This window comes from Streptomyces sp. NPDC104106 (genome assembly GCF_055584345.1).
In genome coordinates this window covers 301,250-327,660 of the sequence record NZ_JBVJMF010000003.1, presented here as the reverse complement: position 1 = coordinate 327,660, position 26,411 = coordinate 301,250, and the positions used below count along the sequence as shown (strand labels likewise).

General features: G+C 73.7%; 19 protein-coding genes. 5 read left to right on the top strand and 14 right to left on the bottom strand.

Features of this window, described 5'->3' with window-relative positions:
- Positions 1–81: 81 nt before the first annotated feature.
- Both ACZ60X_RS08805 and betA read right to left on the bottom strand, forming a co-directional pair.
- Positions 82–930 carry a methylenetetrahydrofolate reductase gene (locus ACZ60X_RS08805; RefSeq protein WP_469595147.1) on the bottom strand — a complete coding sequence of 283 codons (849 nt, stop codon included), beginning with the start codon at positions 928–930 and terminating at the stop codon, positions 82–84.
- 3 nt (positions 931–933) lie between these two features.
- Complete coding sequence (gene betA / locus ACZ60X_RS08800) at positions 934–2,604, bottom strand: choline dehydrogenase (protein ID WP_469595144.1); 1,671 nt, start codon at positions 2,602–2,604, stop codon at positions 934–936.
- Positions 2,605–2,757: 153 nt separating this feature from the next.
- Between betA and ACZ60X_RS08795 the strand changes: the two genes are divergently transcribed.
- Positions 2,758–3,555: an IclR family transcriptional regulator gene (locus ACZ60X_RS08795; RefSeq protein WP_469595142.1), complete on the top strand. Its 798-nt coding sequence runs from the start codon at positions 2,758–2,760 to the stop codon at positions 3,553–3,555.
- Positions 3,556–3,618: 63 nt separating this feature from the next.
- Here ACZ60X_RS08795 and ACZ60X_RS08790 read toward each other — a convergent pair whose 3' ends face one another.
- The 5 genes from ACZ60X_RS08790 to ACZ60X_RS08770 all read right to left on the bottom strand — a co-directional run bounded on the left by ACZ60X_RS08790 (position 3,619) and on the right by ACZ60X_RS08770 (position 8,317).
- The gene (locus ACZ60X_RS08790) at positions 3,619–4,752 is read right to left on the bottom strand and encodes an aromatic ring-hydroxylating oxygenase subunit alpha (protein ID WP_469595139.1); all 1,134 of its coding nucleotides are present in this window, start codon (positions 4,750–4,752) and stop codon (positions 3,619–3,621) included.
- A 61-nt stretch (positions 4,753–4,813) separates the two neighbouring features.
- Positions 4,814–5,983: an NAD(P)/FAD-dependent oxidoreductase gene (locus ACZ60X_RS08785; RefSeq protein ID WP_469595136.1), complete on the bottom strand. Its 1,170-nt coding sequence runs from the start codon at positions 5,981–5,983 to the stop codon at positions 4,814–4,816.
- Positions 5,980–6,342, bottom strand: a complete 363-nt coding sequence (locus ACZ60X_RS08780; RefSeq protein ID WP_469595133.1) for a bifunctional 3-phenylpropionate/cinnamic acid dioxygenase ferredoxin subunit — start codon at positions 6,340–6,342, stop codon at positions 5,980–5,982. The genes ACZ60X_RS08785 and ACZ60X_RS08780 overlap by 4 nt, the downstream gene beginning before the upstream one ends.
- 257 nt (positions 6,343–6,599) lie before the next feature.
- The gene (locus tag ACZ60X_RS08775; RefSeq protein ID WP_469595129.1) at positions 6,600–7,232 is read right to left on the bottom strand and encodes an MBL fold metallo-hydrolase; all 633 of its coding nucleotides are present in this window, start codon (positions 7,230–7,232) and stop codon (positions 6,600–6,602) included.
- Complete coding sequence (locus tag ACZ60X_RS08770) at positions 7,232–8,317, bottom strand: S-(hydroxymethyl)mycothiol dehydrogenase (protein WP_469595127.1); 1,086 nt, start codon at positions 8,315–8,317, stop codon at positions 7,232–7,234. The genes ACZ60X_RS08775 and ACZ60X_RS08770 overlap by 1 nt, the downstream gene beginning before the upstream one ends.
- 268 nt (positions 8,318–8,585) lie before the next feature.
- Between ACZ60X_RS08770 and ACZ60X_RS08765 the strand changes: the two genes are divergently transcribed.
- Complete coding sequence (locus tag ACZ60X_RS08765; protein WP_469595125.1) at positions 8,586–9,968, top strand: hypothetical protein; 1,383 nt, start codon at positions 8,586–8,588, stop codon at positions 9,966–9,968.
- Positions 9,969–10,415: 447 nt separating this feature from the next.
- Here ACZ60X_RS08765 and ACZ60X_RS08760 read toward each other — a convergent pair whose 3' ends face one another.
- Entirely contained in the window at positions 10,416–11,645 is a 1,230-nt protein-coding gene (locus tag ACZ60X_RS08760) for an MFS transporter (RefSeq protein WP_469595123.1), read from the bottom strand.
- Positions 11,646–11,748: 103 nt separating this feature from the next.
- Between ACZ60X_RS08760 and ACZ60X_RS08755 the strand changes: the two genes are divergently transcribed.
- Complete coding sequence (locus ACZ60X_RS08755) at positions 11,749–12,198, top strand: winged helix-turn-helix transcriptional regulator (protein ID WP_469595121.1); 450 nt, start codon at positions 11,749–11,751, stop codon at positions 12,196–12,198.
- A 42-nt stretch (positions 12,199–12,240) separates the two neighbouring features.
- On the opposite strand, the gene ACZ60X_RS08750 is transcribed toward ACZ60X_RS08755, so the two are convergent.
- Together ACZ60X_RS08750 and msrA are read right to left on the bottom strand one after the other, a co-directional pair.
- A complete protein-coding gene (locus tag ACZ60X_RS08750) occupies positions 12,241–12,777 on the bottom strand; it encodes a serine hydrolase (protein WP_469595119.1) in 537 nt (178 codons plus the stop codon).
- A 317-nt stretch (positions 12,778–13,094) separates the two neighbouring features.
- Positions 13,095–13,601, bottom strand: a complete 507-nt coding sequence (msrA, locus tag ACZ60X_RS08745) for a peptide-methionine (S)-S-oxide reductase MsrA (RefSeq protein ID WP_469595116.1) — start codon at positions 13,599–13,601, stop codon at positions 13,095–13,097.
- Between the two features lie 293 nt (positions 13,602–13,894).
- On the opposite strand from msrA, the gene ACZ60X_RS08740 reads away from it, so the two are divergent.
- A complete protein-coding gene (locus ACZ60X_RS08740) occupies positions 13,895–17,869 on the top strand; it encodes a Pls/PosA family non-ribosomal peptide synthetase (RefSeq protein WP_469595114.1) in 3,975 nt (1,324 codons plus the stop codon).
- Positions 17,866–19,290 (top strand): M1 family metallopeptidase, encoded by a 1,425-nt coding sequence (locus ACZ60X_RS08735; RefSeq protein ID WP_469595111.1) that lies wholly within the window; start codon positions 17,866–17,868, stop codon positions 19,288–19,290. The genes ACZ60X_RS08740 and ACZ60X_RS08735 overlap by 4 nt, the downstream gene beginning before the upstream one ends.
- Before the next feature lie 135 nt (positions 19,291–19,425).
- Here ACZ60X_RS08735 and ACZ60X_RS08730 read toward each other — a convergent pair whose 3' ends face one another.
- The 4 genes from ACZ60X_RS08730 to ACZ60X_RS08715 form a co-directional block, all read right to left on the bottom strand.
- Entirely contained in the window at positions 19,426–19,932 is a 507-nt protein-coding gene (locus ACZ60X_RS08730; protein ID WP_469595109.1) for a MarR family winged helix-turn-helix transcriptional regulator, read from the bottom strand.
- Between the two features lie 79 nt (positions 19,933–20,011).
- Complete coding sequence (locus ACZ60X_RS08725) at positions 20,012–21,454, bottom strand: MFS transporter (RefSeq protein ID WP_469595108.1); 1,443 nt, start codon at positions 21,452–21,454, stop codon at positions 20,012–20,014.
- A gap of 525 nt (positions 21,455–21,979) precedes the next feature.
- Positions 21,980–24,391: a GMC oxidoreductase gene (locus ACZ60X_RS08720; RefSeq protein WP_469595106.1), complete on the bottom strand. Its 2,412-nt coding sequence runs from the start codon at positions 24,389–24,391 to the stop codon at positions 21,980–21,982.
- Between the two features lie 726 nt (positions 24,392–25,117).
- Positions 25,118–26,215: an alpha/beta fold hydrolase gene (locus tag ACZ60X_RS08715; RefSeq protein ID WP_469595104.1), complete on the bottom strand. Its 1,098-nt coding sequence runs from the start codon at positions 26,213–26,215 to the stop codon at positions 25,118–25,120.
- Between the last annotated feature and the right edge of the window lie 196 nt (positions 26,216–26,411).

Genomic DNA, 26,411 nt, shown 5'->3' with positions numbered 1-26,411 from the left:
AGAATTCGTTGCGCATCGTGCACTGATTTGCTCGTGGTGGAACACCCTGGCCGAATGGGCCGACACCCGTCAAGGGGTCGGTCATGGCTGGTTCCAGGCGTTCAGCCGGTCCAGTACCGCTCGCCGCCAGCGCTCGGTCTCGGCGATCTGGTTGAAGGTGAACAGGTGCAGTCCGGCCACGGCCGCCGACGGCCCGGTCAGCGCCCGCGCGGCGCCGGTGAGCACTCGTTCGGGCGTGTAGCCGCCGGGAGCCGCGAACCTCAGGAACCAGGAGGGGTGCCGGGTGAGGAAGCGCGTCGACTCCCCCACCCCGATCTTCGTCGCCATGGCCAGCAGCTTCGCCCGCTGTACGGGACCCGCGACACCGACGTGCACGGGCAGGGCGATGTCACGACGCCGGATCCGGGTGATCCAGTCGCCGAGCACGCGCGCGTCGAAGCACAGGTTGCTCACGATGTACGTGGCGTGTGTCCGCTTGTCCCACATCGACTGGACGGTGAGGTCGTCGTGGATGAGCGGATGGCTCTCGGGATACCCGGTGATCCCCACGTCCGGGAAGGGACTGCCCAGTTCGGTGAGCCTGCGCAGCACCGGAAGCGCCGCGTCGTACGGCCCGGCCGGCGGGTCCGCGTCGCCCGCCGGCACGAAGAGGTCCCCGATCCCGGCCGCGCGCAGCCGCTCGGTGACGTCTTTCAGGTGCGCGTCGTCCCGCAGCAGGCGCGCGGGGACGTGCGGGACGACGCGGTATCCGTGCGCGGCGAGCCGCTCGGTGAGGGCGAGCGTCGGTTCCAGGCCCTTGACCGGCGACGCCGTGACCGTGACCACGACGTCGCGGGGCACATGGGCGAGGACCTCGTCCTGCGTCGCCCTCGCCGGGAGCACCTCGTAGCGGACGCGGCCGAGCAGCGCCCGCAGAGCCTCGGCGCCCACGGTCTACCCGGCCTGCTTCTGGGCGTCGCGGTGCCGGTAGTACACGGCCTTGGACGGTTCCAGCGGCTCCTTGCCGAGGATCAGGTCGGCCGCCTTCTCGGCGATCATCATCACCGGCGCGTAGATGTTGCCGTTGGTGACGTAGGGCATCACCGACGCGTCCACCACGCGCAGCCCGTCCAGCCCGTGCACGCGCAGGGTGAGCGGGTCGACGACGGCCGTCTCGTCGGTGCCCATCTTGCAGGTGCAGGAGGGGTGCAGGGCGGTCTCGCCCTCCCGGGCGACCCAGGCGAGGATCTCCTCGTCGGTCTCGACGCAGGGGCCGGGCGAGATCTCGCCGCCGTTGTAGGGGGCGAGGGCGGGCTGGCCGAGGATCCGGCGGGCGACACGGATCGCCTCGACCCACTCGCGGCGGTCCTGTTCGGTGGAGAGGTAGTTGAAGCGCAGTGCGGGCTTGACCCGCGGGTCCCTGCTCCTGATCTTCACCGACCCGATGGCGTCGGAGTACATGGGTCCGACGTGCACCTGGTACCCGTGGCCGCCGGCCGGCGAGGAGCCGTCGTAGCGGACGGCCACCGGGAGGAAGTGGAACATCAGGTTGGGGTAGTCCACGTCCTCGTTGCTGCGGGCGAAGCCGCCGGCCTCGAAGTGGTTGGTGGCCGCCGGCCCCTTGCGCAGCAGCCACTGCAGGCCGATGAAGGGCGCGCGCCACTTCGCCATGTACGGCTGCACGGACACGGGCTGCTTGCAGGCGTACTGGACGTACACCTCCAGGTGGTCCTGCATGTTCTCGCCGACTCCGGGCAGGTCGTGCACGACGTCGACGCCGAGGGCGGACAGCTCGGCGGCGTTGCCGACGCCGGAGAGCTGGAGCAGTTGCGGTGAGTTGATCGCCCCGCCGCACAGGATGACCTCGCCGGCGCTGACCCGCTGGGGCACACCCCTGCCGCGCCGGTACTCGACGCCGACGGCCCGTTTGCCCTGGAAGAGGACGCGGGTGACCAGCGCGCGGGTGCGCACCGTGAGGTTCGGCCGCTTCATCGCGGGCTTGAGGTACGCCTTCGAGGCCGACAGCCGCCGGCCGCGGTGGACGTTGCGGTCGAACTTGGCGAAGCCTTCCTGCCGGTAGCCGTTGACGTCGTCGGTCGGCGCGTAGCCCGCCTGCTGTGTGGCCCGGAGGAAGGCGCCGAAGAGCGGGTTGGTCGCGGGTCCCCGTTCCAGGACGAGCGGCCCGTCGTGGCCGCGGAACTCGTCGTCGGGGTCGGCCGCCAGGCAGTTCTCCATCCGGCGGAAGTACGGCAGGCAGTGGGCGTAGTCCCAGGTCTCCATGCCGGGGTCGGCGGCCCAGCGCTCGTAGTCCATCGGGTTGCCGCGCTGGAAGATCATGCCGTTGATGCTGCTGGAACCGCCGAGCACCTTGCCGCGGGCGTGGTAGATGCGCCGGCCCCCCATGTGGGGTTCGGGCTCGGACTCGTACTTCCAGTCGTAGAAGCGGCTGCCGATGGGGTAGGTGAGGGCCGCCGGCATGTGGATGAAGACGTCCCAGGGATAGTCGGAGCGGCCCGCTTCCAGGACGAGCACTCGGTTTCCGGGGTCGGCCGAGAGCCGGTTCGCCAGTGCGCTGCCGGCCGATCCGCCGCCGACGATGACGAAGTCGTAGTGCAGAGGAGCCATGTGTCGCCTCGTCTCGCTCGCGCCGTCGTGATGCGCGGCATGCTAGTACGGGTATCGCAATGTGCACCAGGTTGCGAACAACGCAACCTGTAAGATCTTTGTTCACGCCGTGTTACTTGCGAGCGCGTTGTTTACCGCGCGTATAGTTCCGCTATGAGCAACCACACTCCGGATAACGAAACACAGGGGTCGCCGTCCGGCGGAGTGCAGTCCGTCGACCGGGCCATCAGCGTCCTGGAGATCCTCGCCCAGCGCGGTGAGGCCGGCGTGAGCGAAGTGGCCGCCGAGATCGATGTGCACAAGTCGACCGCGTTCCGTCTGCTCGGCGCACTGGAGGCGCGCGGCCTGGTCGAGCAGTCGGGCGAGCGGGGCAAGTACTCCCTCGGCTTCGGCATCGTCCGCCTGGCCGGAGCCGTCACGGGGCGTATCGACATCACCCAGCAGGGCCGGCCGGTGTGCGAGCGGCTGGCCGAGGAGATCGGCGAGACGGTCAACATCGCGGTGATGCAGGAGCACTACGCGATCAACCTCTACCAGGTGCGCGGCCAGGCCGCCGTCACCGCGCACAACTGGGTCGGCCAGCTCACCCCGCTGCACGCCACCTCCAGCGGCAAGATCATGCTGGCCCAGCTGCCCGCCAAGGAGCGCGCCGCGCTGCTGGCGGAGGCCGGCCTGAAGAAGCTGACGACCCACACCATCTCCTCGAAGGCCAAGCTGGAGAAGAACCTCGCCGAGGCCCGCGAGCGCGGTTACGCCTGGACCCTGGAGGAGCTGGAGATCGGGCTGCACGCCATGGCGGCGCCGATCCGGGACCGGGAGGGGCGGGTCATCGCCTCGATCAGCGCGTCCGGGCCCGCGTACCGGTTCACCGAGGAGCGCATGCACGAGCTGGCCCCGGTGCTCGTCAAGGGCGCCGAGGAGATCAGCCACCGCATGGGATACCTGGGCTGACCGCCCGCCGTACGACCGCCGCACCGCCCGCGTTCGCCCCCCGCGCGGGCCACGGCCGTCCCCTCACTCCTGCGTGCGTGCGCCGAGCCGCTCGTTCACCCAGTCGTGGAAGGCACCGATGTGGTGCTCGCTGGGGACGAGCACACCGCCCTTGGCGTAGAGCCGTGAACCCATGCCCGGCTGGGTGCGCTCGCAGGCGTCGAAGTCCTGGCGGTTGACCCGGTCGAACAGTTCCACGGACCGGCTGACGTCCTTGCCGCTCTCCACGACGTGCGGCAGGTAGAGCCAGTCGCACTCGACGATCGTGCGGTCGACGGCCACCGGGTACATCCGGTGGAAGATCACGTGGTCGGGCACGAGGTTGACGAAGACCTGCGGCTTGACGGTGATCGCGTAGTACCGGCGGTCCTGGTCCTCGGACACGCCCGGTATCCGGTCCAGTCCCTCGGAGCCGTCCACCGTGAAGCCCCTGACCTCGGCGCCGAACTCGGCGCCGTGGCCGACGTAGTACTGCGCCGCGTAGCCGTCGGCGAACTCCGGCAGGACCTCGGTGAGTTCGGGGTGGATGGTGGCGCAGTGGTAGCACTCCATGAAGTTCTCGATGATGAGCTTCCAGTTCGCCTTGACGTCGTAGACGATCCGCTTGCCCACCGAGAGGCCGGCGATGTCGTAGCGGTCGATCGACTCGACGTCGCCGAGGCGCGTGACCACCTCGCCGATGACGTCCTCCTCGAAGGAGGGCGGGTCCTCCGCCAGGCATACCCACACATAGCCGAGCCATTCGCGCACGGCCACGCTCACCAGGCCGTACTCGGTGCGGCCGACGTCGGGCATCCTGGTGAGGTTGGGTGCCGCGACGAGCTTGCCGTCCAGGTCGTAGGTCCAGGCGTGGTACGGGCACTGGAAGGCGCGCCTGACCTCGCCCGCGCCGTCGGTGCACAGCTTGGCGCCGCGGTGCCGGCAGACGTTGAAGTAGGCACGGACGGAATGGTCGCGCGCCCGGGTGACGAGGACGCTCTCGCGGCCCACGTCGACGGTGCGGAAGGCGCCGGGCTTGGCCAGGTCGCAGGAGCGTGCGACGCAGAACCACATGGCCTCGAAGATGCGCTCCTGTTCCAGGGCGAAGACGCCCGGGTCCGTGTAGGCGGAGCCGGGGAGGGTGGCGATCAGGCTGTCCGGCAGGCTGGTCGAGGTCACGGTGCACTCCTCGGGAGACGTTGGGGCGGCAGGGGCATCGGTACGCCGGTCCGTGGCCACGTCAGGCCGCGGTCGCCGCGGAGGTGAGCTGTTTGCGCCAGCGGGTGAACAGCCGCGGCTGGTTCATCCCGAGGACGGCGACCGGCCGGCCCGCCCGCCGGTAGACGGCGAGGAAGCTGCGGTCGTCGGTCGAGCCCTCCTCGACCGACACGTCGTCGGCCCCTGCGGCGTGGCCGACGAACTGGATCTTCACGCCGTACTGGTCCGACCAGAAGTACGCGGGCCGGGGCACGCCCGGCTCGGTGGCACCGCCCGCGAGCAGCGTGGCGACGGCGGTGTCCGGCCGCTCCAGCGCGCCGGTCCAGTGCTCGACCCTGCGGTGGGTCGCGGTGTGCGGGTCGTACCAGTTGGCGCAGTCGCCCACGGCGACCACCCCGGCCAGGCTCGTGCGGCCGTCGGCGCCGCACGTCACGCCGTTGCCGAGCGCGACGCCGGACCCTTCGAGCCAGTCGACGCAGGGCCGCGCGCCCACGCCGACGACGACGGTGTCGGCGGGGACGGAACGGCCGTCCTCGAGCAGCACGCCGTCGACGCGCCGCTCCCCGCCGAGTCCCTTCACCCCGACACCGCACAGCAGCCGTACGCCGTGATCCGTGTGGAGGGCGGAGACGATGCCGCCCATGGCCGGGCCGAGCGGTCCGGCCAGCGGTGTGGGCGCCGCCTCGACCACGGTGACGTCAAGGCCGAGGGCGTGCGCCGTGGCGGCGACCTCCGCGCCGACGAAGCCCCCTCCGATCACCACCAGCCTTCCGCCGAGGGCGAGTTCGTCCCGCAGGGCGCGGGCGTCGTCCAGGGTGCGCAGCACGTGGACGCCGGCGAGGCCCTCGGTGCCGGGCAGGGTGCGGGCGGCGGCGCCGGTGGCGATGACCACGCCGTCGGCGCGGATCTCCCGGCCGTCGGCGAGCCGGACCGCACGCTCGGTGCGGTCGAGTCCGGTGGCGCGGGTGCCGAGCACCCACTCCGCCCGGAGGTCCTCGTCGTCCCGCTCCAGCGCCAGGTCGGCCTCGTCGAGGGTGCCGGCCAGGAACTCCTTGGACAGCGGCGGCCTGTCGTAGGGGCGGTGCGGTTCTTCGCCGACGAGGACGAGACGGCCGTCGTAGCCCCGCTTGCGCAGGGAGCGCGCGGCCGACAGACCGGCCAGCGAGGCGCCCACGACGGCCACGGTCCTCACGCGGGGCCTCCGGCCAGGCGGGCGGCGAGGCACGGCGGCAGGTTGGGTGCCTCCGTGGAGAGCCGGACGTGGATCACGCCGTCCTCGACGACGACCTCGTGGGTGCGGACCGGCAGCTTGGCCGGGGGCGCGTCCACGGCGCCGGTGCGCAGGTCGAACTTCGAGGCGTGCAGGGGGCACTCCACCTCGCAGCCCTCCAGCCAGCCGTCGGCGAGCGAGGCGTCCTGGTGGGTGCAGGTGTCGTCGATGGCGAACAGCTCGCCGTCGTCGGTGTGGAACACCGACACGGGCGGGTCGATGTCGAGCCGGTGGGCCTCGCCTCGCGGCAGATCCGCGAGACGGCACGCGGGAATCATCATGACACCTCGGTGCGTATAGCGAAACGGATTGCGATGAGCGCAACGTCAGTCTGCTGGCGGCCCTGAAGCGTTGTCAAGGCGTCGGAAGGCCGGGTTGGGCGGGCTTCGGCGGCGGTGTTCCGGGCACGCCGAAGCGACCGTGAAAGCGCAGGTCAGAAGAGGAAGCAGGCGTCTGCCGGAGCGCGCCGACGGCCCTGCCGCCGGTGCCGTGCGCGCAGGCTTCGGCACCAGGGGCAGGGCCGCTCACCGGCCGGCGGTCAGAAGCCGCGGTCGATCCACTCCTGAAGATGCGGGGCCTCCGCGCCGATGGTGGTGGTCCCGCCGTGACCGGTGTGCACGACGGTGTCGTCCGGCAGGACGAGGAGGCGCTCGCGGATCGAGCGGATGATGGCCGGGAAGTCGCTGTACGACCGTCCCGTCGCGCCCGGTCCACCGGCGAAGAGCGTGTCGCCGCTGAAGAGCGCGGACAGCCGCGGCGCGTACAGGCACACGGCTCCGGGGGCGTGTCCCGGGGTGTGCAGCACGGTCAGCTCGGCGCCCGCGACCACGAGGGGCTGCCCGTCGGTCAGCTCGGCGTCGGGCGCCCGGTCGGGATGGGTCTGTTTCCACAGCTCCAGGTCGTCGGCGTGCAGCAGGACGGGGGCTCCGGTGCGGGCGGCGAGTTCGGGCGCGGCGTCGATGTGGTCGTTGTGCGCGTGGGTGCACACGATCGCCCGCAGGGCGCGGCCGCCGAGGGCCCGCAGGATCGCCTCGGCGTCATGGGCGGCGTCGATGACGATCGCCTCCGTTCCGTCGCCCACGATCCACACGTTATTGTCGACGTCCCAGGTGCCGCCGTCCAGTACGAACGTCCCCGAGGTGACGAGGCGCTCGATGCGGACGCCCGGCATCAGAGGACCACCACGGAGCGCAGGACGTCGCCGTGGCGCATCCGCTCGAAGGCCTTCTCCACGTCGTCCAGCGCGATGGTCTCCGTGACGAAGGCGTCCAGGTCGAGGCGGCCCTGGAGGTAGAGGTCGATGAGCATCGGGAAGTCACGGGAGGGCAGGCAGTCGCCGTACCACGACGACTTCAGCGCCCCGCCGCGCCCGAACACGTCCAGCAGCGGCAGTTCCAGTTTCATCTCCGGCGTCGGCACCCCGACGAGGACGACGGTGCCGGCGAGGTCACGGGCGTAGAAGGCCTGCCGGTACGTCTCCGGACGGCCCACCGCGTCGATCACGACATCGGCGCCGAAGCCGCCGGTCAGCTCGCGCACCGCGTCGACCGCGTCCGCGTCCTTGGAGTTGACGGTGTGGGTCGCGCCGAGCGCCGCCGCCGTGGCGAGCTTCCGGTCGTCGATGTCCACCGCGATGATCTTCGCCGCACCGGCCAGGTTCGACCCGGCGATCGCCGCGGCCCCCACACCGCCGCAGCCGATCACGGCGACCGTGTCACCGCGACCGACGCCACCGGTGTTGATCGCCGCCCCCAGCCCCGCCATGACACCGCAGCCCAGCAGCCCCGCGGCGGCCGCCGAGGCGGTCCGGTCGACCTTGGTGCACTGCCCGGCCGCCACCAGCGTCTTCTCCGCGAAGGCGCCGATCCCGAGCGCCGGCGACAGCTCCGTGCCGTCGGTCAGCGTCATCCTCTGCTCGGCGTTGTGCGTGGCGAAGCAGTACCAGGGCCGCCCGCGCAGACAGGCGCGGCACTGACCGCACACGGCACGCCAGTTGAGGATCACGAAGTCACCGGGCGCCACGTCGGTGACGCCCTCCCCCACCGACTCCACCACGCCCGCCGCCTCGTGCCCGAGCAGGAACGGGAAGTCGTCACTGATCCCGCCCTCGCGATAGTGCAGATCGGTGTGGCACACCCCGCAGGCCTCGACCCTGACCAGCGCCTCGCCCGGACCGGGGTCGGGCACGACGATCGTTTCCAGGCTGACGGGGGCGCCCTTGCTCCGCGCGACGACAGCACGCACCTGCTGGGACATGGCCACTCCTCGACTCACCGAAGGCATGTTGCCTATTACGGCACGCATCTCGTGTGCCGCAACTCAGCATCGCGGAGGCCGGAGCGGTGGTCAAGGAGCGGGACCCAAGGAGCGGGGGTAGGGGGTCGGGCACCGGTCCGGGGATTCCCGCCGGCCGAGCGGTCACGCGAAGGACGTGCGTGTTGCGGGCAGGGCCCGCACCATGGACATCGAGGCGGGGCCGCGCGGCGAGCGGCAGCCGTGCCGGTCGTTTCCGAGGGAGAGCCACGTGGAGTCCGGCGCCGATTCCCCGGTCCTGCGGGACCTGTGGCAGCAGCTGCCCGGTCACTTTCGCGCCGAGTTCCTGCGCCGCGGCGCCGAAGCGGACTGGTGGGCCCTGGAGACACGGCCGGGCGACTGGGAGGCGATGCGCCCGCTGGTGCTGTCCGAGGCCGGCTACCGCCGCTTCGGCTCGCTCGCGGCGGGCGTGCTGCGCTGTGCGCTGCTCGCCTGCCGGCGCCGGGCCGGAACCGCCGGTGAACTGCACCGGGCGCTGGGCGAGGAGGGCGATCTGCGGCTGCTGGATCCGGCGCAGCCCCTGTCCGCCGCCGCGCTGCTGCGCATGGCCCGTCCCGACGCGCTGCTGGCGGGCGGCCGGCCCTGGTTCGTCGAGCTGAACATCGGCCCCAACATCTACGGCGTTCCCGGGCTGGAGGAGCGGGGGGCGGCGTTCGCCCGCCGCTGGCCCGACGGCGTCCTCGCCGAGCCCCCGTCCACCTTGCGCGCACGGGCGAACGCCCTGGCCCGGGTCGCCGCGCCGACGGCCGGCGCCGGCCCGGGCCGCGTCCTCGTACCCACCTGGCCGGCGTCGTCGGGCATCGCGGCGAAGCTGGGCAGCGCCCGCGCGCTGCGCGCGTACCTGCGGCCGGCCGCCGAGGCCGCGAGGGCCGCCGGACTGGACGTGTCCGTCGCGGACCTGTCCGAAGTACGGGGCGGCACCGGCGGGTTGTGGGTGGGCGGCGACCGCGTCGACGTGGTCTTCAATCAGTTCGCCAGTCGTGTGGTGACGGACAGCGGGTCACTCGCCGTGCTCCGCGAGGCGCTGCTGGCCGGCGGCGTACGGCTGTTCGTCCCCGAGGCGTCGTGCCTGCTCAGCGCCAAGCGGGTGCTGGCGTGGATGCACGAGGATCTGGACCTGTACGGCCCCGCGGACCGCGCCCTGATCCTGGGGCACGTGCCCTGGACGGCCTGGCTGGGCCCCGGCCAGTGCCCCGGCCGGCGTCGCCGTCTCCTCGCGCGGGCCGTGCGCGACCGGGCCGGGCTCGTCGCCAAACCGTCGTCCGGGCGCGGCGGCACGGGCTTCGTCGACGGGCACCGGTTCACGGACCGGCAGTGGCGGGAACTGCTGGCGGACGCCTCGCGCGAGCACACGCTCGTCCTCCAGCGCCGGGTCGTGCCCGACACCGTCTGGATGCCCTTCCGCAGCCGGCACGGTGCCCGTGCCGCCGCCCGCGTGCCCTTCGTCCTCTCCCCGTTCCTCATGGCCGGCCGCGCCGCCGGCGCCCAGGTCCGCCACCCGGGCCCCGACACGGCACCGGACACCACAGCCCTGAACACCGCGACCGGAGCCGTCTCCAACACGATCCTGCTCACCCCCGCACCACACGGCTAGTGCCCCGGCAGGCAACGTTTGCCCGTCGAGGAGCGGCGTCCGGTGCGTGCTGTCGGCGTGCCGGCCGGAAGTCCTCGTACTGGGCGTACGTGGGCTTTCGGCCGGTGCGGCGAGTGGGGGCACCTCCCGCGCAGCGGGGGAGCGTGCCGGGCGTCGCGACGCGGCGAACGTCGCCTGCCCGGGCACCAGCCCCCACCGCCACCTCGCCCCCCCCGACCCATCGGCCGAAAGACCCGCCAACCGATGCCCGAGTCCCGGCACGAACCAAGGCCGCCTGTCCTTCCCCGTCTCGACGCCGGGGACCACCCCCGCTACCGGCGCCACGTCCGCGACGTCCCGCCCCGCGACGACGACAGCGCACGCTTCGCATTCGGCCTCGACTGCCTGCTGGACGGCGTCGCCGCCCGCCTGGGCCTGCCCGTCCGACCGACGGGGTCTCGCGCAGCCTCAACTCCGGCCGCATGCCCACAGGGTGAGCGCGAAAAGACTGAACGAGCCTCCCAGCAGACAGACCGCGCCCCAGCCGGCCGCCGCGTACAGACTCGTGGACGCCAGGGCGCCGAGGGCGCTGCCCGCCGAGTAGAACATCATGTAGCCGCCGATGACCCGGCTGCCGGCCTCGGGCCGACGGGTGTAGATGACGCTCTGATTGGTCACGTGCACGGCCTGGACGGCGAGGTCCAGCAGGATCGCGCCCGCCGCGAGCGCCCACAGGGACCGGCCGGTCAGCGCGAGCGGGATCCAGGACACGGCGAGCAGGGCGAGAGCGATGCCCGTGGTGGGGCGGGCGTGACCGCGGTCGTGGAGCCGCCCGGCCGGCGCGGCCGCGAGCGCACCCGCCGCTCCGACCAGGCCGAACGCGCCGATCGCGGTGTGCGACAGGGCGTACGGCGGGCCACTGAGCGGCAGGGCCACGCAGCTCCACAGGGTGCTGAAGGCGGCGAAGACGAGCAGCGCGAACACGGCCCGGGCCCGCAGGACCCGGTCGCGCCGGAAGAGCGTGACGGTGGAGCACAGCAACCGCCCGTAGGGCAGAGGGTCGCGGGGCGCGCGGTCCTCGGGCAGGGCCCGGCGCAGGGCCGCGGCCAGGAGGAGGGTCACCGCCGCGGAGCCGAGGTAGACGGCGCGCCAGCCCGCGAGGTCCGACAGCGCGCCCGAGACGGTGCGGGCCAGGAGGATGCCGAACACGATCCCGCTGGTGACCTGGCCCACCACGCGCCCGCGTGCCTCGGCGCGGGTCAGGGCGGCGGCGTAGGCGACGAGGATCTGGGTGACGACGGCCAGGAAGCCCACGGCCGCGGCGGAGCCGAGCAGGACGGGGGTCCGGTCCGCCGTACCCAGCGCCACCAGGGCGAGCGCGAGCAGCGCGGACTGCCCCACGACGAGTCTGCGCCGGTCGAGCCTGTCGCCGAGCGGAACGAGAAGGAACAGGCCGGCGCCGTACCCGACCTGAGTGGCCGTCACCACTGCGCCGACCGCGCCGTCGCCCATGGCGAACGTCCGGCCGAGGGTGGCCAGAAGCGGCTGGGCGAAGTAGACGTTCGCCACCGCGGAGCCGCTCGCGAGGGCGAACAGCAGCACCGTCCCGTGGGAGGGCGCCCCTCCGCGGGCGCGGGTCCGGGCTTCGGTTGCGGCGCCCTCGCCCGCGCCGCCCGTCCTGCGGCAGCAGACGGCCATACGCACCCCTCCCTAAGTGGTTTCAAGTTGCTACCGGACGATCTTACGACTGACTGGTATCATGTTGCAACCACAAAGGCCGGGGTCCCGGAGGGCGGCGGACATGGTGAGACGGACCAGCTTCGACGACAGCACGTGCCCCGTGGCCCGCTCGGTCGACGCCGTGGGCGACTGGTGGTCCCTGCTGATCGTGCGCGACGCCTTCGACGGCAGCAGGCGGTTCGGCGAGTTCCAGCGCGGTCTCGGCGTCGCGAAGAACATCCTCGCCGCCCGGCTGCGCGCTCTGGTCGCGGGCGGCGTCCTGGACCAGGTGCCGGCGTCCGACGGCAGCGCGTACCAGGAGTACGTCCTGACCGCCAAGGGCCGCGGCCTGTTCCCCGTGATCGTGGCCCTGCGCCAGTGGGGCGAGGCCCACGCCTTCGGCCCCGGCGAGCCGCACTCCCGACTCGTGGACCGCGCGCACGAACGCCCGCTGAGTCCCCTGGCGGTGCACGCCGCCGACGGCCGTGTCGTAGGACCCGACGACACGGTGGTCCTCAAGGCCGACGGCTGACGCGCCGCGGGCCGCCGCCCCCGGAGCGCGGCGGCGCGCGGGTCAGGTGCCGCCGGACTCCCGCGCGCCGAGGGCGCGGCCGGTCGCGGTTTTGATGGCCGCGCTGAGCGCGTGGTCGTCCGAGCCGGGCCAGGACCTGGAGAAGACGGCGACGGCGTACGCGGGGCAGTCCGGGCGGGAGACGACACCGACCTCGTTGGGCACGACCGCGAGAAGCCCGCGCTCTTGGCCGCGACGCGCACGGGCGCGCGGACGGCGCTCGGCGATCCGGTGCCTGGTGAGCCGCCGGGCCATGACGGCCAGCAGGCGCGCCCACGCGGCGGCCGGCCCGGCCCGGTCGGTCCGGATCAGCCGGAGCAGGGTGACCGTGTCCCGCGACGTGGCCATGGTCCCGCTCCCCGGCGTGAGAGCGCGTGCGCCCGGCAGGCGCGCGTCGGCCCGCGCCGACTCCTGCGCCGACGCGCCGGCCGACCACGCGATCAGCTCCCGCGGGCCCGCGCGGCCGAGGTCCTCACCGCTGGAGTCCAGCATGGCCGTCAGGTCCGACCGCACGACCGTGCCGGTCAGCCCGGGCCGCACCGCCGTCGCGTCACGGCGTGGAGGCCGAGCCGGCGCGTCAGCGCGTCGGCGCTCGGGCTGTCGCTGATGGTCAGCATCAGGACGACCCTGTCGCGCCAGGACAGGACGACGTCGTCCTCGAACAGGAAGACGCCGACCGGGCCGGGATCACGGGTTCGTCGGCGCGCAACCCGAACTCATGGTCGCCGCCCGGCGATTGGACGAGCAGGGCACCCGTGCACCCCGCCCCGTCGAAGACCGCCTGCATGTCGTCCCGCAGCATGCGGACGATCCCGCGAGGAGAGCGGAAGCCGTCACAGGGCGGCTTCCGCGAGGACTCAGCCGCGCCGCGGGAGCTTCCAGTTCGGCCGCGGGAAGTGGCAGGTGTAGCCGTCGGGGTAGCGCTCCAGGTAGTCCTGGTGCTCGGGCTCGGCCTCCCAGAAGTCGCCCACGGGCTCCACCTCCGTGACCACCTTGCCCGGCCACAGCCCGCTCGCCTCGACGTCCGCGATCGTGTCCAGGGCGACGCGGCGCTGCTCCTCGTCGCCGTAGAAGACGGCGGACCGGTAGCTGCGCCCGATGTCGTTGCCCTGGCGGTCCTTCGTGGTCGGATCGTGGATCTGGAAGAAGAACTCCAGGATGTCGCGGTAGCTCGTGACAGCGGGGTCGAAGAGGATCTCGACGGCCTCGGCATGGTCGCCGTGGTCGCGGTACGTCGCGTTCGGCGTGTCCCCACCGCTGTAGCCGACCCGCGTGGAGACCACGCCCGGCTGCCTGCGGATCAGATCCTGCATGCCCCAGAAACAACCGCCCGCCAGCACGGCCCGCTCGGTTCCCACAGTCATCGGTCACTCCTACGCTCGCGGCCGGCGCACGGTCGACGCGCCGACCATGCGATCATCACACGACGGCCGCACGGAAATCAAACCGTTCTCACGCCACTTTCTTCCCTTAATCGAAAACAAAATGCGTACGCCGATTCGAATGTCCGGGGCACGGTTTGGAGTTCATCAATTTCCGCCCATGGTCCGGCCGTGTATTAATTGCAATGAGTTGGTGAACGCCTCGCCCGGCAAACGCCTCTGACAAGCCGTAATGGACTTCGCATCCGTTGGCACCGCACACCAGAGGCACCACTTTGTCTTCGCCCGCATTCGATGCGTCACACCCACCCCTCACCGCGTCCGAGAATCAGGCGGTCTTCCGCTCCGCGGCGGCCTCGGCGCCGCGTACCCTCATCGACGTTCTGCACACCACCGCGACCCGCTGTCCGGAAGCCGCGGCGCTGGACACCGGCTCCGAGATACTGACCTACCGCGAACTGTCGGCCGAGGTCGTGCGCCGCGCCCAGCGGCTCACCGGCCGGGGCATCGGCCCCGGTGACCGGGTCGGCATCCGGATCCCGTCGGGCACCGCCGAGCTGTATCTGTCGATCCTGGCCGTCCTGCAGTGCGGAGCGGCCTACGTGCCGGTCGACGCGGACGACCCCGAGGAGCGTGCCGCCACCGTCTTCCACGAGGCCGGGGTGTGTCTCGTTCTCGGACCCCATCCGCAGCCCGCGGACCTCGCCGTACCGTCGGGGGCGGCGGGGGGCCACCGCGCCCCCCTCCCGGAGGACGACGCCTGGATCATCTTCACCTCCGGCTCGACCGGCGCGCCCAAGGGCGTCGCCGTCACCCACCGCTCCGCGGCCGCCTTCGTCGACGCCGAGGCACGGCTGTTCCTGCGCGAGCGGCCGCTCGGCCCCGGCGACCGGGTCCTCGCGGGGCTGTCCGTTGCCTTCGACGCCTCCTGCGAGGAGATGTGGCTGGCCTGGCGCTCGGGCGCCTGCCTGGTGCCGGCCGAGCGCGCACTGGTCCGGGCCGGTCATGAACTCGGGCCCTGGCTCGACGAGCACCGCATCACCGTCGTCTCCACCGTCCCGACCCTGCTGGCCATGTGGCCCGAACAGGCGCTGCGCCGGGTGCGGTTGCTGATCCTGGGCGGGGAGGCGTGCCCGCCCGGCCTGGTCGAGCGGTTCGCCGGGCCCGAACGGGAGATGTGGAACACCTACGGCCCCACGGAGACCACCGTCGTGGCCTGCGCCGCCCCGCTGGAGCGCGGCCGCCCGGTACGCATCGGACTGCCGCTGGCGGGCTGGGAACTGGCCGTGGTCGACGAGGCCGGGAACCCGGTCGCGTACGGCGAGGAGGGGGAACTGGTCATCGCCGGGGCCGGAACCGCCCGATATCTCGACCCCGCCAAGGACGCGGACCGCTACCGGCCGTGCCCCGCGCTGGACTCCCCGCGCGCCTACCGCTCGGGCGACCTCGTACGCGCCGACGCCGAGGGACTGGTGTTCCTGGGCCGCGTCGACGACCAGGTCAAGCTCGGCGGGCGGCGCGTGGAACTCGGCGAGATCGACGCGGCCCTGCTGGCGCTGCCGGGGGTGCGCGGCGCCGCGGCGGCCGTGCAGCCGACGGCGGTCGGCGCCTCCGTCCTGGTCGGGTACGTCGTACCGGAGCCGGGTGCCGGCGGGCGGTCCGCGTTCGAGGCCGCAAAGGCCCGGGCGCTGCTGGCCGAGCGGCTGCCCGCGGCGCTGGTCCCGCTGCTGGCCGAGGTGACGACCCTGCCGACGCGCGCCTCCGGCAAGGTCGACCGCAAGGCGCTGCCCTGGCCGGTGCCGCTGGCCGGCGGCGAGGGCGGCGAGGGCGAGGCCGGTGCCGCGGGGCAGCGGCTGACCGGGACCGCGGCCCGGCTGGCGGACGTCTGGGAGCAGTTGCTGGGCCTGCGGCCCGGCCCGGACAGCGACTTCGTCGCGCTCGGCGGCACCAGTCTGACCGCCGCCCGCATGGCCTCGCTCCTGCGCGAGGACTATCCGGGCCTGTCCGTGGCCGACCTCTACCGGCACTCGGTGCTGCACCGCATGGCCGAGCACCTCGACTCCCTCGCCGGCACCACGCAGGAGGTGCGCGCGGTCCGGCCGATCCCCCGGCGGACCGCTGTCGTGCAGTTCCTCGTGCAGATGGCCGGGTACGGGATCACGGGCCTGCGCGGACTGGTCGGGCTGGCGGCGGCGGACAACGTGCTCGGTTGGATCGCGCCGCACAAGTGGGCTCCGCACACCTCGTGGTGGCTGGTCCTGGCGGGCTGGGTGGTGCTGTTCAGCGCGCCGGTGCGCTGCCTGATCGGCGCGGTCCTCGCCCGGACGCTGGCCGGCCCGATCACCCCGGGCGCCCATCCGCGCGGGGGCGGCGCGCATCTGCGGCTGTGGACCGCGGAGCGGGCGGTCGCCGCGTTCGGCGTGCCGTCCCTGCTGGGCACCCCGTGGGCCGTCGTGTACGCCCGCATCCTCGGCTGCCGCACCGGGCGCGACGTACGGCTGCACACCATGCCCCCGGTGACGGGCCTCGCCGAGCTGGGCGACGGGTGCAGCGTCGAGCCCGAGGCGGACATCGCGGGCTGGTGGCTCGACGGTGACACACTGCACGTCGGCCGGATCTCGGTCGGGGCGGGGGCACGGGTCGGCCACCGCAGCACGCTCCTGCCGGGTGCCGTCGTCGGACGTGGCGCGGAACTCACCCCGGGCAGCTGCCTGGGCGACCGGATCCCGGACGGCATGGTGTGGACCGGCTCACCGGCGCGGCCCGCCGAGCCCGCCGAGCGGCTCGCGGGTGCCGGCTGGCCGGCGCCGCCGGCGGACCGCCGACGCCGTTGGCACCTGGCCTACGCGCTGTCCCTGACCGTACTGCCCCTGACGTCGCTGCTGGCGGCGGCACCCGCGCTGTTCCTCACCTGGCTGCTGGTCCGCTCCACGCCGACGCTGTCCGGGGCGGCGGGGCATCTGCTGGCCGCGGCACCGCTGTTCGCCGTCATGACGACGGTGTGCGGGCTGCTGCTCACCGCGCTGACCGTGCGCCTGCTGAACCGCTCGATCAGGCCCGGCATGCACCGCGCGGACGGCGGCGTGGCCTGGCGTGCCTGGCTCGTGACGCGGATCCTCGACGGGGCCCGGGGCGGCTACTTCCCGCTGTACGCGAGCCTCGCGACACCGTCCTGGCTGCGGCTGCTCGGCGCCCGGGTCGGCCGCGGCACCGAGATCTCGACCGTACTGCCGCTGCCTTCCCTGCTCCGGGTGGACGACGGGGCGTTCCTCGCCGACGACACACTCGTCGCACCCTACGAACTGCGCGGCGGATGGATGAAGTTGGGGGAGGTACGCGTCGGCAGGCGGGCGTTCGTCGGAAACTCCGGCATCGTCGGACCGGGCCGCGAGGTCGCCGACCACGCGCTCGTCGGCGTCCTGTCCGACGCGCCGGCGCACAGCGAGCCCGGCATGTCCTGGATCGGCCGGCCCGCGATGCCGTTGCCCCGGCTGCCGCAGAGCGGCGACCCGGCGCGCACCTTCGCCCCGCCCCGGCGCCTGATCGCGGCCCGCGCGGCCGTCGAACTGTGCCGCCTGCTGCCCGTGATCCTCGGCACGCTGCTGGCGGAGGGACTGCTGCTGAGCGAGCAGGAGTTCCTCGACCTCGGCGGGCTGCCCCTGGCCGCGCTCGCCGCCGTCCCGCTGCTGCTGGCCGCGGGCCTGGCGGCGTGCCTCACCACGACCGCGGCGAAGTGGCTGCTGGTGGGCCGGTTCCGGTCCGGCGAGCGCCCCTTGTGGTCGCCGTTCGTGTGGCGCAACGAGCTGTTCGACACGTTCGTGGAGGTGCTGGCCGTGCCGTGGGGGGCGGGGGCGCACCTGGGGACCCCGGCACTGAACTGGTGGCTGCGCAGCCTCGGCGCGCGCATCGGTCGCGGTGTCTGGTGCGACACGTACTGGCTGCCGGAGACCGACCTGGTCAGTCTCGGCGACGGGGTCAGCGTCAACCGGGGATGTGTGCTGCAGACCCACCTCTTCCACGACCGGATCATGCGGATGGACACCGTGGAGCTGGCGGCCGGCGCCTCCCTGGGCCCGCACAGCATCGCCCTGCCCGGCACCACGATCGGCGCCGGAGCGTCCATCGCGGCCGCCTCGCTCGTGATGCGCGGGGAGAGCGTGCCGGACGGCACCCGCTGGGCGGGCAACCCCATCGCCGGCGCCGGCCCGCGCCCCGCCGCCGCTCCACTCGCCGGCGGGGAGGCGGCATGAGCTGGTGCAGCAGGCGGGCGCTGCTGCGCGGCGCGGCGCTCGCCCCGCTCGCGGCGGCGGCCGCCGACCGGCTGCCGGACCGGGCCGAGCGCTATTTCGCGAGCCACGGCACCGACGGCCACCGCACCCTCGCGTACGACCTGCACCTCGCGTACGACCCGGCCGCCGGCACGCTCGACGGGCGGGCGTTCATCCGCGCGGTGGCGGAGCGGACGCTGCCGCGGGTCGAACTCGACCTCGCCCGGCTGTCCGTGCACGACGCGCGGCTCGACGGGACCGCCGTACGCCCCGGCAGGAAGCGGAACAAGGTGATCCTGCCCGCCCCGCGGCCGATCCGCGCCGGCACCCCCTTCAGCGTGGAGATCGCTTACGGCGGCCGGCCGGGACCGCTGCGCACGCCGTTCGGGCAGATCGGCTGGGACCGCACCGGCGACCCGCACGACGGGACGCTGGTCGCCTCGCAGCCGCTCGGCGCGCCGTCGTGGTTCCCGTGCAACGACCGCCCGGACGACAAGGCCGAGTTCACCTTCCGGGTGACCGTGCCGCGCGGCCACCAGGTGCTCGCCAACGGGACGCTGCTGGAGCGGAGCGAGTCGGGGCCGACCGCGTGCTGGACCTACCACCACACGGGCCCCATGGCGCCCTATCTCGCCTCGCTGTACACGGGCCGCTTCGGCTACGACACCTGGGAGGCGCGGGACGCCGCGACCGGCCGCCGGATCGCCGGACGCAACGCCTTCCCGGCACGGCTGGCGGAGCGGGCCCGGCACGACCTGGGCCGCCAGCCCGCCATGCTCGGCGCGTTCACCAGCTGGTTCGGGCCGTACCCGTTCGAGACGTACGGCGCGGTCGTCGTGGACGCCGACCTGGACCAGCCGGTGGAGAACCAGACGGTGTCCGTGTTCGGGCGCAACCACGTCGACGGCCGGCGGACCTGCGAGACCCTCGTCGCCCACGAACTCGTCCACCAGTGGTTCGGCAACAGCGTGAGCCTGCGGGACTGGCGTGACATCTGGCTCAACGAGGGCTTCGCCACCTACGGCGAGTGGCTGTGGTCGGAGCACATCGGCGAGGACTCCGCGGACTCCATCGCCCGCGAGGCGTGGCACACGCTGGCGAACCGCGCGCAGAACCTGCGGACAGCCGATCCGGGGCCGCACCGCATCTTCGACGACCGCGTCTACAACCGGGGCGCGTGCGCACTGCACGCGGTGCGGCTGACGCTGGGCGACGAGCGGTTCTTCTCGATGCTGCGCGGCTGGCACGACGCGTACCGCGGCAAGAGCGCCGAAACCGCCGCCTTCATCGCCCACGCCGGACGGTCCCGGCCCGCGCAGATCGAACCCCTGCTGCGCGCCTGGCTCTACGACAAGCGGCTCCCGACCCTGCCCGAACCGCCACCGGACCGCGCCCAGGCCTGAATCCGCCCGTGCCCGGGCCGCCGCACCGGCGCGCCCCGGGCCCCTCCCGAGAGCCGCCCCTCCGGCAGCGCACCGCGCCGGACGGGCGGCTCGCCGCATTCGGCTGGGAGGGTCGGCCTCTCTCCCGCGTCGCCGTCAGTTCCACGTCATGCCGTCGGCCGGCTCCCCCAGCCGCTCGGCGAGTCGGAACAGGGCGGGCAGGGCGTGTGCGACGGCGGCGCGGGCGCTGTCGTCGAGGGTGGCGAGTGCGGCGTCGATGCGGCGTTCGTGGGCGGTGGTCCAGGCGGCGAGCTTCTCGCGGCCGGCGCCGGTGAGGGCGACGAGGGAGGCCCGGCGGTCGGCGGCGTCGACGTCGCGGGTGACCAGCCCGGCGGTGATCATCTGCCCGATCAGTCCGCTGACCGTGCTCTGGGCGAGGCGGCGGCGGGCGGCGAGGTCGCTGATCCGGGTGGGCGAGTGCTCGCCGAGCACCTGGAGCAGCTCCACCTGCGCCATGGGCAGGGTCTCCCACGGGTAGTCGGTGCGGATCGAGGAGCGCAGCGCACGCCGCAGCCGGGTGACGGCCTCGGTGAGCCGGCGGGCCTGCGGTTCCTGCCCCAGCGGACCGGCCGGGGGTGCGAACGCCTCGGTACGGGGATCCACGGGCGTGGACCCGGCGCGGCGACGCGGACACGACGGCCGGCGGCCCCCGCGCGCCTGCGGTCCAGCGGCCACGGCTCGGTCACACCTTCGCGGTCGTACGGGGGCTCAGCCACGCCGACGCGACGGCGACGCCCGAGGCCGCTACCAGCACGACGGCCGCCCAGCGGGCTCCCGTCTGCGCCCCCTCGCTGCCGGCCAGGTGCAGGGCGAGGGTCACCAGGGCGACACCGAGCGCCGTGCCCAGACCGCGGGTCATGTTCACGAGGCCGCCGCCCGTGCCGGAGGAGCGGGCCGGTATCGCGCCCATGATCATGGCGTTGTTGGCCGGGGTGAACGTGCCCAGGCCCAGGCCGGTCAGCGCGAGCACGGGCACCAGCCAGGCCGCGGTGAGCGGGACGGCCAGCAGCGCGCCCGACGCGGCGGTGAACACCACGGCCCCGGCCAGACAGCGCCCGCGGTCCGCGAGGCCGCGCGGCAGCAGCCGGTCGCCGCCGGTCGCCGCCAGCGCGAACCCGGCGGGCAGGGCCGTCAGCACCAGCCCGGCGGTCAGTTCGGAGGCGCCCCGCGCGGTGAGCACCACGGGCACCAGCACCAGCGGACCGAACAGCACGAGGTAGCCGCTCAGCGCCCCCACCAGGCCGAACGCCACCGCCCGCACCCGCAGCAGGGCCAGGTCGAGCAGGGGCGCGCTCGTGCCCCGCTGGCGGCGCAGGAAACCCCAGCCGGTGGCGGCCGCCACCACGAACAGTGCGGCCACACCCCAGCCGGGCACCGGCAGCCCGGACGCCGCGGACACGCCCATCAGGGCACTGGTGGTCGCCGAGGCCAACAGGACGAGCCCCCACCAGTCGAAGCGCGCGACATGGGTGCGTGCCCGTGTGCGGGGCAGCAGATAGTGGCCACCGACGAGGGCGACGACGCCGACGGGAACGTTCACCCAGAACACCCACCGCCATCCCAGCGTGGACACCAGCGCACCGCCCACCGTCGGTCCCAGCGCCAGGCCGAGCGCCTGGGCGGCGGCCTGGACGCCCAGCGCGCTGCGCATCCGCTCGCGCGGCGCGCTGGTCGTGACCAGTGCCACGCTGTTGGCCTGCATCATGGCCGCGCCGGCCGCCTGGACCGCCCGGAACGCGACGAGGGCGAGCAGGCAGGGGGCGAAACCGCAGGCCGCGGAGGCCAGGGTGAAGACGGCGAACCCGTACAGGTACAGCAGTTTGCGGCCGTGCGCGTCGGCCAGGCGGCCGGCCGGCACCAGGAGGGCCACCAGGGTCAGCAGATAGGCCAGCGACACCCACTCCACCGCCGCCAGCGACGTGTGGAACCCGGTGCGCAGGCTGCCGTAGGTCAGCGTCACGATGCTGGCGTCCAGTTGGCCCATGAACGCGCCGAAGCAGACCGCGCCCACCGCCAGCCACCAGCCGTTCGGCCGGGTCCGGATCACCTCCGGGCGGGGCCGCTCCACGGTGAGCAGGTCGGGCCAGCGCCGCCTCGAGGCGCGTGGATTCATATCGGTGGCCATGCACCCAGGATACATCGGTCACCGAATTATTCGTGAACCGTCCTTTCTGGGAGTAGCTGTTCCCGGTGGACCGCCAGCCGGCGGCCGGTGGTCGCGTCGCTCACGGTCCTCGACCCCAGCGCCGTGCGCAGGGTGGCGCGGACGGGGCCGATGCGGGCGACGGCCGGGCAGACGACGTTCCGCCCCGCCCGGGTGATGACCCGTATCCTCAGGACGACTGTGTCGGCGGACTCGGACAGCCCAAGGAGCGGCGGCTCGTCACACCCGCCCCACTCCATCCGCACCGTGAGTGTGCGCCCGCCGCCGCTCACGGTGACGGGCCCCGTGACGGCCTCGTTCCTCGTGACGGTCCTCGCGCCCGACCCGCCCGTCCATCCCACTGCCGAGCACCCCGCCACCACGACCAGGGCGGCAGCCGCCGCCAGCCACACGCACCGGTCACGCGTCTGTGTCTTCACGGTATTGCGACGCCGGCGGCAGTGGATTCGTTCGGCAAGGGCGGCCTGCGTCCGGCGGCGGGGCGCGTCAGGACGCGTTGCCGGGTCCGTAGTTCTCCCACAACCGGCCCAGGAAGAACTCGCCGAAGCGGGCCAGCGCGGCGGGGCCGGAGGGGCCGGTGGTGCGGAATGTGGTGAGCTGGTGGGCGAGGTCGCGCAGGCGCAGCTGGAGGCGGCCGGTGCCGAGGATCTCCGGGTCGGCGCCCGGTGGGCCGGCGGTGGGATGGCCCGCGAGGAGGTGGAAGGTCATCGCGGTGGTCTCCGGCCACAGACGGAGCGGGGTGCCCTGGGTGAGCTGCTTGACTCCGAGGAAGGTACGGGGGCGTTCTTGCGGGTCGGTGAAGCTCAGGCGGTAGCGCAGCACGCGGCGGACCTCCCCGCTCCCCGTCGCGTCGGACCGTTCCTCGGCGCTGCCGTCCGCGGGTGGTGCGAAGAGGTGGAACCGGCCGTGCAGGACCGGCCGCCGGCCGCCGCACGCGGCGGACTCCAGCCAGCCGTCCACGCGGGCCTCGTGCTCGGGGTCGTCCAGGAAGGCGTCCAGGTCGTCGGCCGTGATGGTGAGCCGGAAGGCGAAGGGCTCCCGCTGTCCGCCGCACCGCTCGGCGGTCCTCGCGTCGGCCGCCCCGGGGACGTAGTGGCCGCGCATCGTCTCGGTGAAGACCAGCGAGGTCCGCCGGGCGCAGGCCGACCGGGGTGCGGCGGTCGCTGCCCCGCCGGTGCGGCTCTCCAGCATCCGGGTGCACATGCGGTCGGACAGCGCGGCGATGGTCAGGGCGGGGTTGGCGCCCACCGGACCGGGGAGCGCGGAGCCGTCCGCGATGTAAAGGCCCCGGTGCCCGTACACCTCGCCGAACCCGTCGCAGACCCCTGTCTCCGGCCGCGGGCCCATCGGGGCGCCGCCGAGCGGATGCACGGTGACGGTGCGTCCGAGGTGCCACAGGGGGTTGTCGGCGTAACCGGCGCCGAGCGCGTCCGCGATCTGCCGCATCGTCGAGCGGATCCGCCGCAGGGTGTCCGCGCTGTGCTCCCTCCTCCAGTTCACCTGGAGCCGGCCGCCGCGCAGCCGCAGTTCGCCGTCCGGGATGTCCCGGCCCATGCCGAGAACGGGGAGGGAGGTGCTGGTGAGCAGGCCGTCGCCGAGCAGGTCCGCGAGGTCCTTGGCGAGGTGGCGTTCCGGGCCGAGGCCGACCTGGCCGGCCAGCCGGCGGGCGAGGAAGCGGGCCGCGCGCGAGAGCTGCTGCGGTCCCCGGGCGCCCTCCGCCAGCCACTGGACGAACTGGGGGTAGCCGCCGTCCTCTATGTAGGCGCCGCGCCCGCCCCCCGGTATGCCGTCGGCCTCGTCAGGGAGCCGGACGGCGCAGGTGATCACGGGCCCCTGGCTGGGGTTCAGCGGCCTTGCCCGGCCCGTGTCCGCGTCCTTGGCCCTGAGCAGGAAGGACAGTATGTCGCCGTTGCCGGAGAAGCGGGTGCCGAGCGCCGGGCCGAGCCCGGGTAGCCGGTTGCGGGAGCGAAGGAGCAGCCGGCTCGTGCCCAGGGTGCCGGCGGCCAGGACCAGCCGGTCGCAGGTGAGGCGCCCGGCCCGCGGCCGGCTCCCCGGCTCGCCGGGCTCCTGCCCGGGCTCGCCGGTCGCGTACCGGAGGTAGTCCACCTGGTAGCCGCCGCGGGGTCCGGGGCGGACGGACTGGACGTCGTGCCCGGTGCGCAGGTCGGCCCCCTTGGCGCGGGCGGCCGACAGATAGGTGAGGTCGAGGCTGTTCTTCGCCCCCTCGTTGCAGCCGATGTTGCACTCGCCGCACAGCCGGCAGGTACGGCGGGGAGCGCCGTGCAGATTGTCGTGCTCCGGGGTGCTCAGGGGCAGGCCCGGCCGCGGCACGGCACCCTGGGCCGGAGCGAAACTCACGGCGAGCGGCGGGAGTTGGAACTCCAGCCGCAGCGCGGCCGCCGCCTCGCGCATCGCCCGGGTCTTCGGGGTGTCCGCGTAGCCGGGGTGGTGCAGCGGGTACGGCGTGGCGCCCATCATCCGTTCGACGGCGTCGTAGTGCGGCTCCAGATCGGCCCGGCCGACCGGCCAGGACTCGTGGCCGCCGCCGGGCAGCGGCTGGTCCTGCACGAACCAGCGCTCGTCCTTGCGCAGCAGCACGTTGGCGAAGATGAGGGAACCCCCGCCGAGGCCGCTGGCCACCAGCGCGTCACAGCCGCGGAAGGACCAGACGTCGAAGAGCCCGTACAGGCCCGCGCCCGGTTCCCAGAAGGCGCGGCCGATCTCGGCGGGCGTCCGGGCGAAAGCGCCCGGCGGATAGGCCCGTCCCCGCTCCAGCACGACGACCGACAGCCCGGCCTCGGCCAACCGGAAGGCCGCCACGGAACCGCCGAATCCGGAGCCGACCACCACGACGTCGACATGCTCGGCCCCCACGGCGTTCCGACCCGCGCTCGGCATCTCCCGACCAGCACCCCCGGTCTCCCGGCCCGCGTCCCCGGTCTCGGCGGCCCCGCGCCCCGTCTCCCGGCCGGCACCCCCAGCCTCTTTCGCCGCGCTGCGCGCCTCCCAGCCGGCACGCTCCGCCTCCCCGGCCCTACCCCTCACCTCGCTCGCCCCACGTCCCGTCTCCCGGCCCGCATCCCCGGTCACGGCGGGCCCGCATCCCCTCTCCCCAGCCACACCCCGCGTCACCACACCAGCACCTCCAGCTCCGTGGCCCCACTGCCCGCCTCCAGGCCAGCACGCCCAGCGCTCCCCGTATCCCGGCCCGCACGCCCCGTCTCCCCACGGGCACCCCCGGTCTCGGTGGCCAGACACCCCGTTTCCCCAGCCATCCCCCGCGCCTCCCGGCCGAGACGCCCCGTCGTCCCGGCCTTACCCCTCATCTCGCTCGCCCCGCGCCCCGTCTCCCGGCCCGCGTCCCCGGTCTCGGCGGGCCCGCATCCCCTCTCCCCAGCCACACCCCGCGTCACCACACCAGCACCTCCAGCTCCGTGGCCCCACTCCCCGCCTCCCGGCCAGCAGGCCCACTCTCCCTGGCCACGTTCCGCGTCTCACGGCCGGCACTCGGCGTCTCCCGGCCCGCGCTTCCGGTGCGCCCGTCGGCGCGCCCGACGCTCGGGGCCGGGGGCCTGGTGTCCGGGGCCGTCCGGTGGGCCGGGCGGCCGGAGGTCGTCGGCACGGTCATGCCGCCGCCCGGCGTCGCAGGAAGTCGAGGACGAGGGGGAAGACGTCGCGGTCGGCGTCCTTGCCGATGATCGGGTCGAGGTGGCCGTAGCCGGGCAGGACGGCCAGTTCGTGGCGGCCGGGCGCGTGCCGGGACAGCTCGCGGTGGCAGATCACGTTCGACTCGCCGAAGACATGGTTGCGGCCCCCGGCCAGGAAGAGCATCGGTGTGTCGATCCCGGTGGTGTCCGTCAGATAGTCGTCGGGCAGTCCGGCGTGGCGCGGGTCGCTCGGGTCGTACTTCACGGCGTGCCCGGCCCGGACCATTTTCCGTACGTGCCGCAGATAGCCGAGCCCGCTGGGGCCCAGCAGGTCGGCGATGCGGTCGTGGGTGACCGGGTGGAGGTTCTCGTGGCTGTAGAGGGCGGGCCAGCCGCTGCCCCACATGAAGCTGATCATGTGGCAGGCGGGGTTGTCGCACTCCTGGTGGGCCAGCGAGACCAGCCGGGACAGCGCCCAGGCGGGCGTGAGCGGGCGTGCGCTCCGCGCGCGGGGGTCCAGGACGGACAGCCCCAGTGCGTGCTCCAGCAGTTCGGGCCCGTACTCCAGCTTCCAGCGCGGCCACGCCGTCAGCCGTGGGGTCAGCGCCACGCTGTTCGCCACGAAGCCCGCGATGCCGTCCACGGTGCCGGCGGACAGGCTCATGGCGAAGGCGACCGAGCCCAGACAGTGTGCGACGACGCCCACGGGCCGCTGACCGGTGTGCCGGCGCAGTTCGGCGAGAGCCGCCGGGTAGTCGAACCGGGCCAGGTCGTCGAGCGTACGGCGGCCCGGCTCGGTGTTGTACGGGAAGCGGTTGCTCATCCGGGAGTCCAGCGCCCAGACGTCGGTGAAGCCGTGGTCGAGCAGATAGCCCGTGAGGTTGCGGTGCTCCGGCATGACGAAGATGTCACTGCCCGAGGTCAGCCCGTGCACGAGCAGGACCGGATCGGCGCCCGCGCCGCGCCGGTACCGGGTCAGGCTCAGTCTCAGCCCGTCCTGTGTGGTGAACGGATGGTGCGCCACCTCCGCGTCCGGCACGCCCTGCGACGAGAACCTCGGGATGCGCTGCGCCATGGTCCCCCTCCATGCGTCCCCCGTCGTCCCCCGGCCCGGTCCGCGCCGAGGGTGCGGTGACAGCCTGGCAGACGAGGCGTCTGTGCGTCGTCAGTCCGTGGGTGGAGGTACGGCGTAAACCCGCGCGGTACGCATGACGTGACGCGCCCCGCAGCGCGCGTCCGCGCCGCGGCCCGCACCCCACCGGCCGTCAGCT

Coding starts and splice junctions, on each gene's coding strand:
- ACZ60X_RS08735 (WP_469595111.1), top strand. CDS start 17,866: ATGAGCTGGTGCAGCAGGCGGGCGCTGCTGCGCGGCGCGGCGCTCGCC.
- msrA (WP_469595116.1), bottom strand. CDS start 13,601: ATGACTGTGGGAACCGAGCGGGCCGTGCTGGCGGGCGGTTGTTTCTGG.
- ACZ60X_RS08760 (WP_469595123.1), bottom strand. CDS start 11,645: ATGGCCGTCTGCTGCCGCAGGACGGGCGGCGCGGGCGAGGGCGCCGCA.
- ACZ60X_RS08720 (WP_469595106.1), bottom strand. CDS start 24,391: ATGCCGAGCGCGGGTCGGAACGCCGTGGGGGCCGAGCATGTCGACGTC.
- ACZ60X_RS08795 (WP_469595142.1), top strand. CDS start 2,758: ATGAGCAACCACACTCCGGATAACGAAACACAGGGGTCGCCGTCCGGC.
- ACZ60X_RS08725 (WP_469595108.1), bottom strand. CDS start 21,454: ATGGCCACCGATATGAATCCACGCGCCTCGAGGCGGCGCTGGCCCGAC.
- ACZ60X_RS08755 (WP_469595121.1), top strand. CDS start 11,749: ATGGTGAGACGGACCAGCTTCGACGACAGCACGTGCCCCGTGGCCCGC.
- ACZ60X_RS08770 (WP_469595127.1), bottom strand. CDS start 8,317: ATGTCCCAGCAGGTGCGTGCTGTCGTCGCGCGGAGCAAGGGCGCCCCC.
- ACZ60X_RS08715 (WP_469595104.1), bottom strand. CDS start 26,215: ATGGCGCAGCGCATCCCGAGGTTCTCGTCGCAGGGCGTGCCGGACGCG.
- ACZ60X_RS08775 (WP_469595129.1), bottom strand. CDS start 7,232: ATGCCGGGCGTCCGCATCGAGCGCCTCGTCACCTCGGGGACGTTCGTA.
- ACZ60X_RS08780 (WP_469595133.1), bottom strand. CDS start 6,342: ATGATGATTCCCGCGTGCCGTCTCGCGGATCTGCCGCGAGGCGAGGCC.
- betA (WP_469595144.1), bottom strand. CDS start 2,604: ATGGCTCCTCTGCACTACGACTTCGTCATCGTCGGCGGCGGATCGGCC.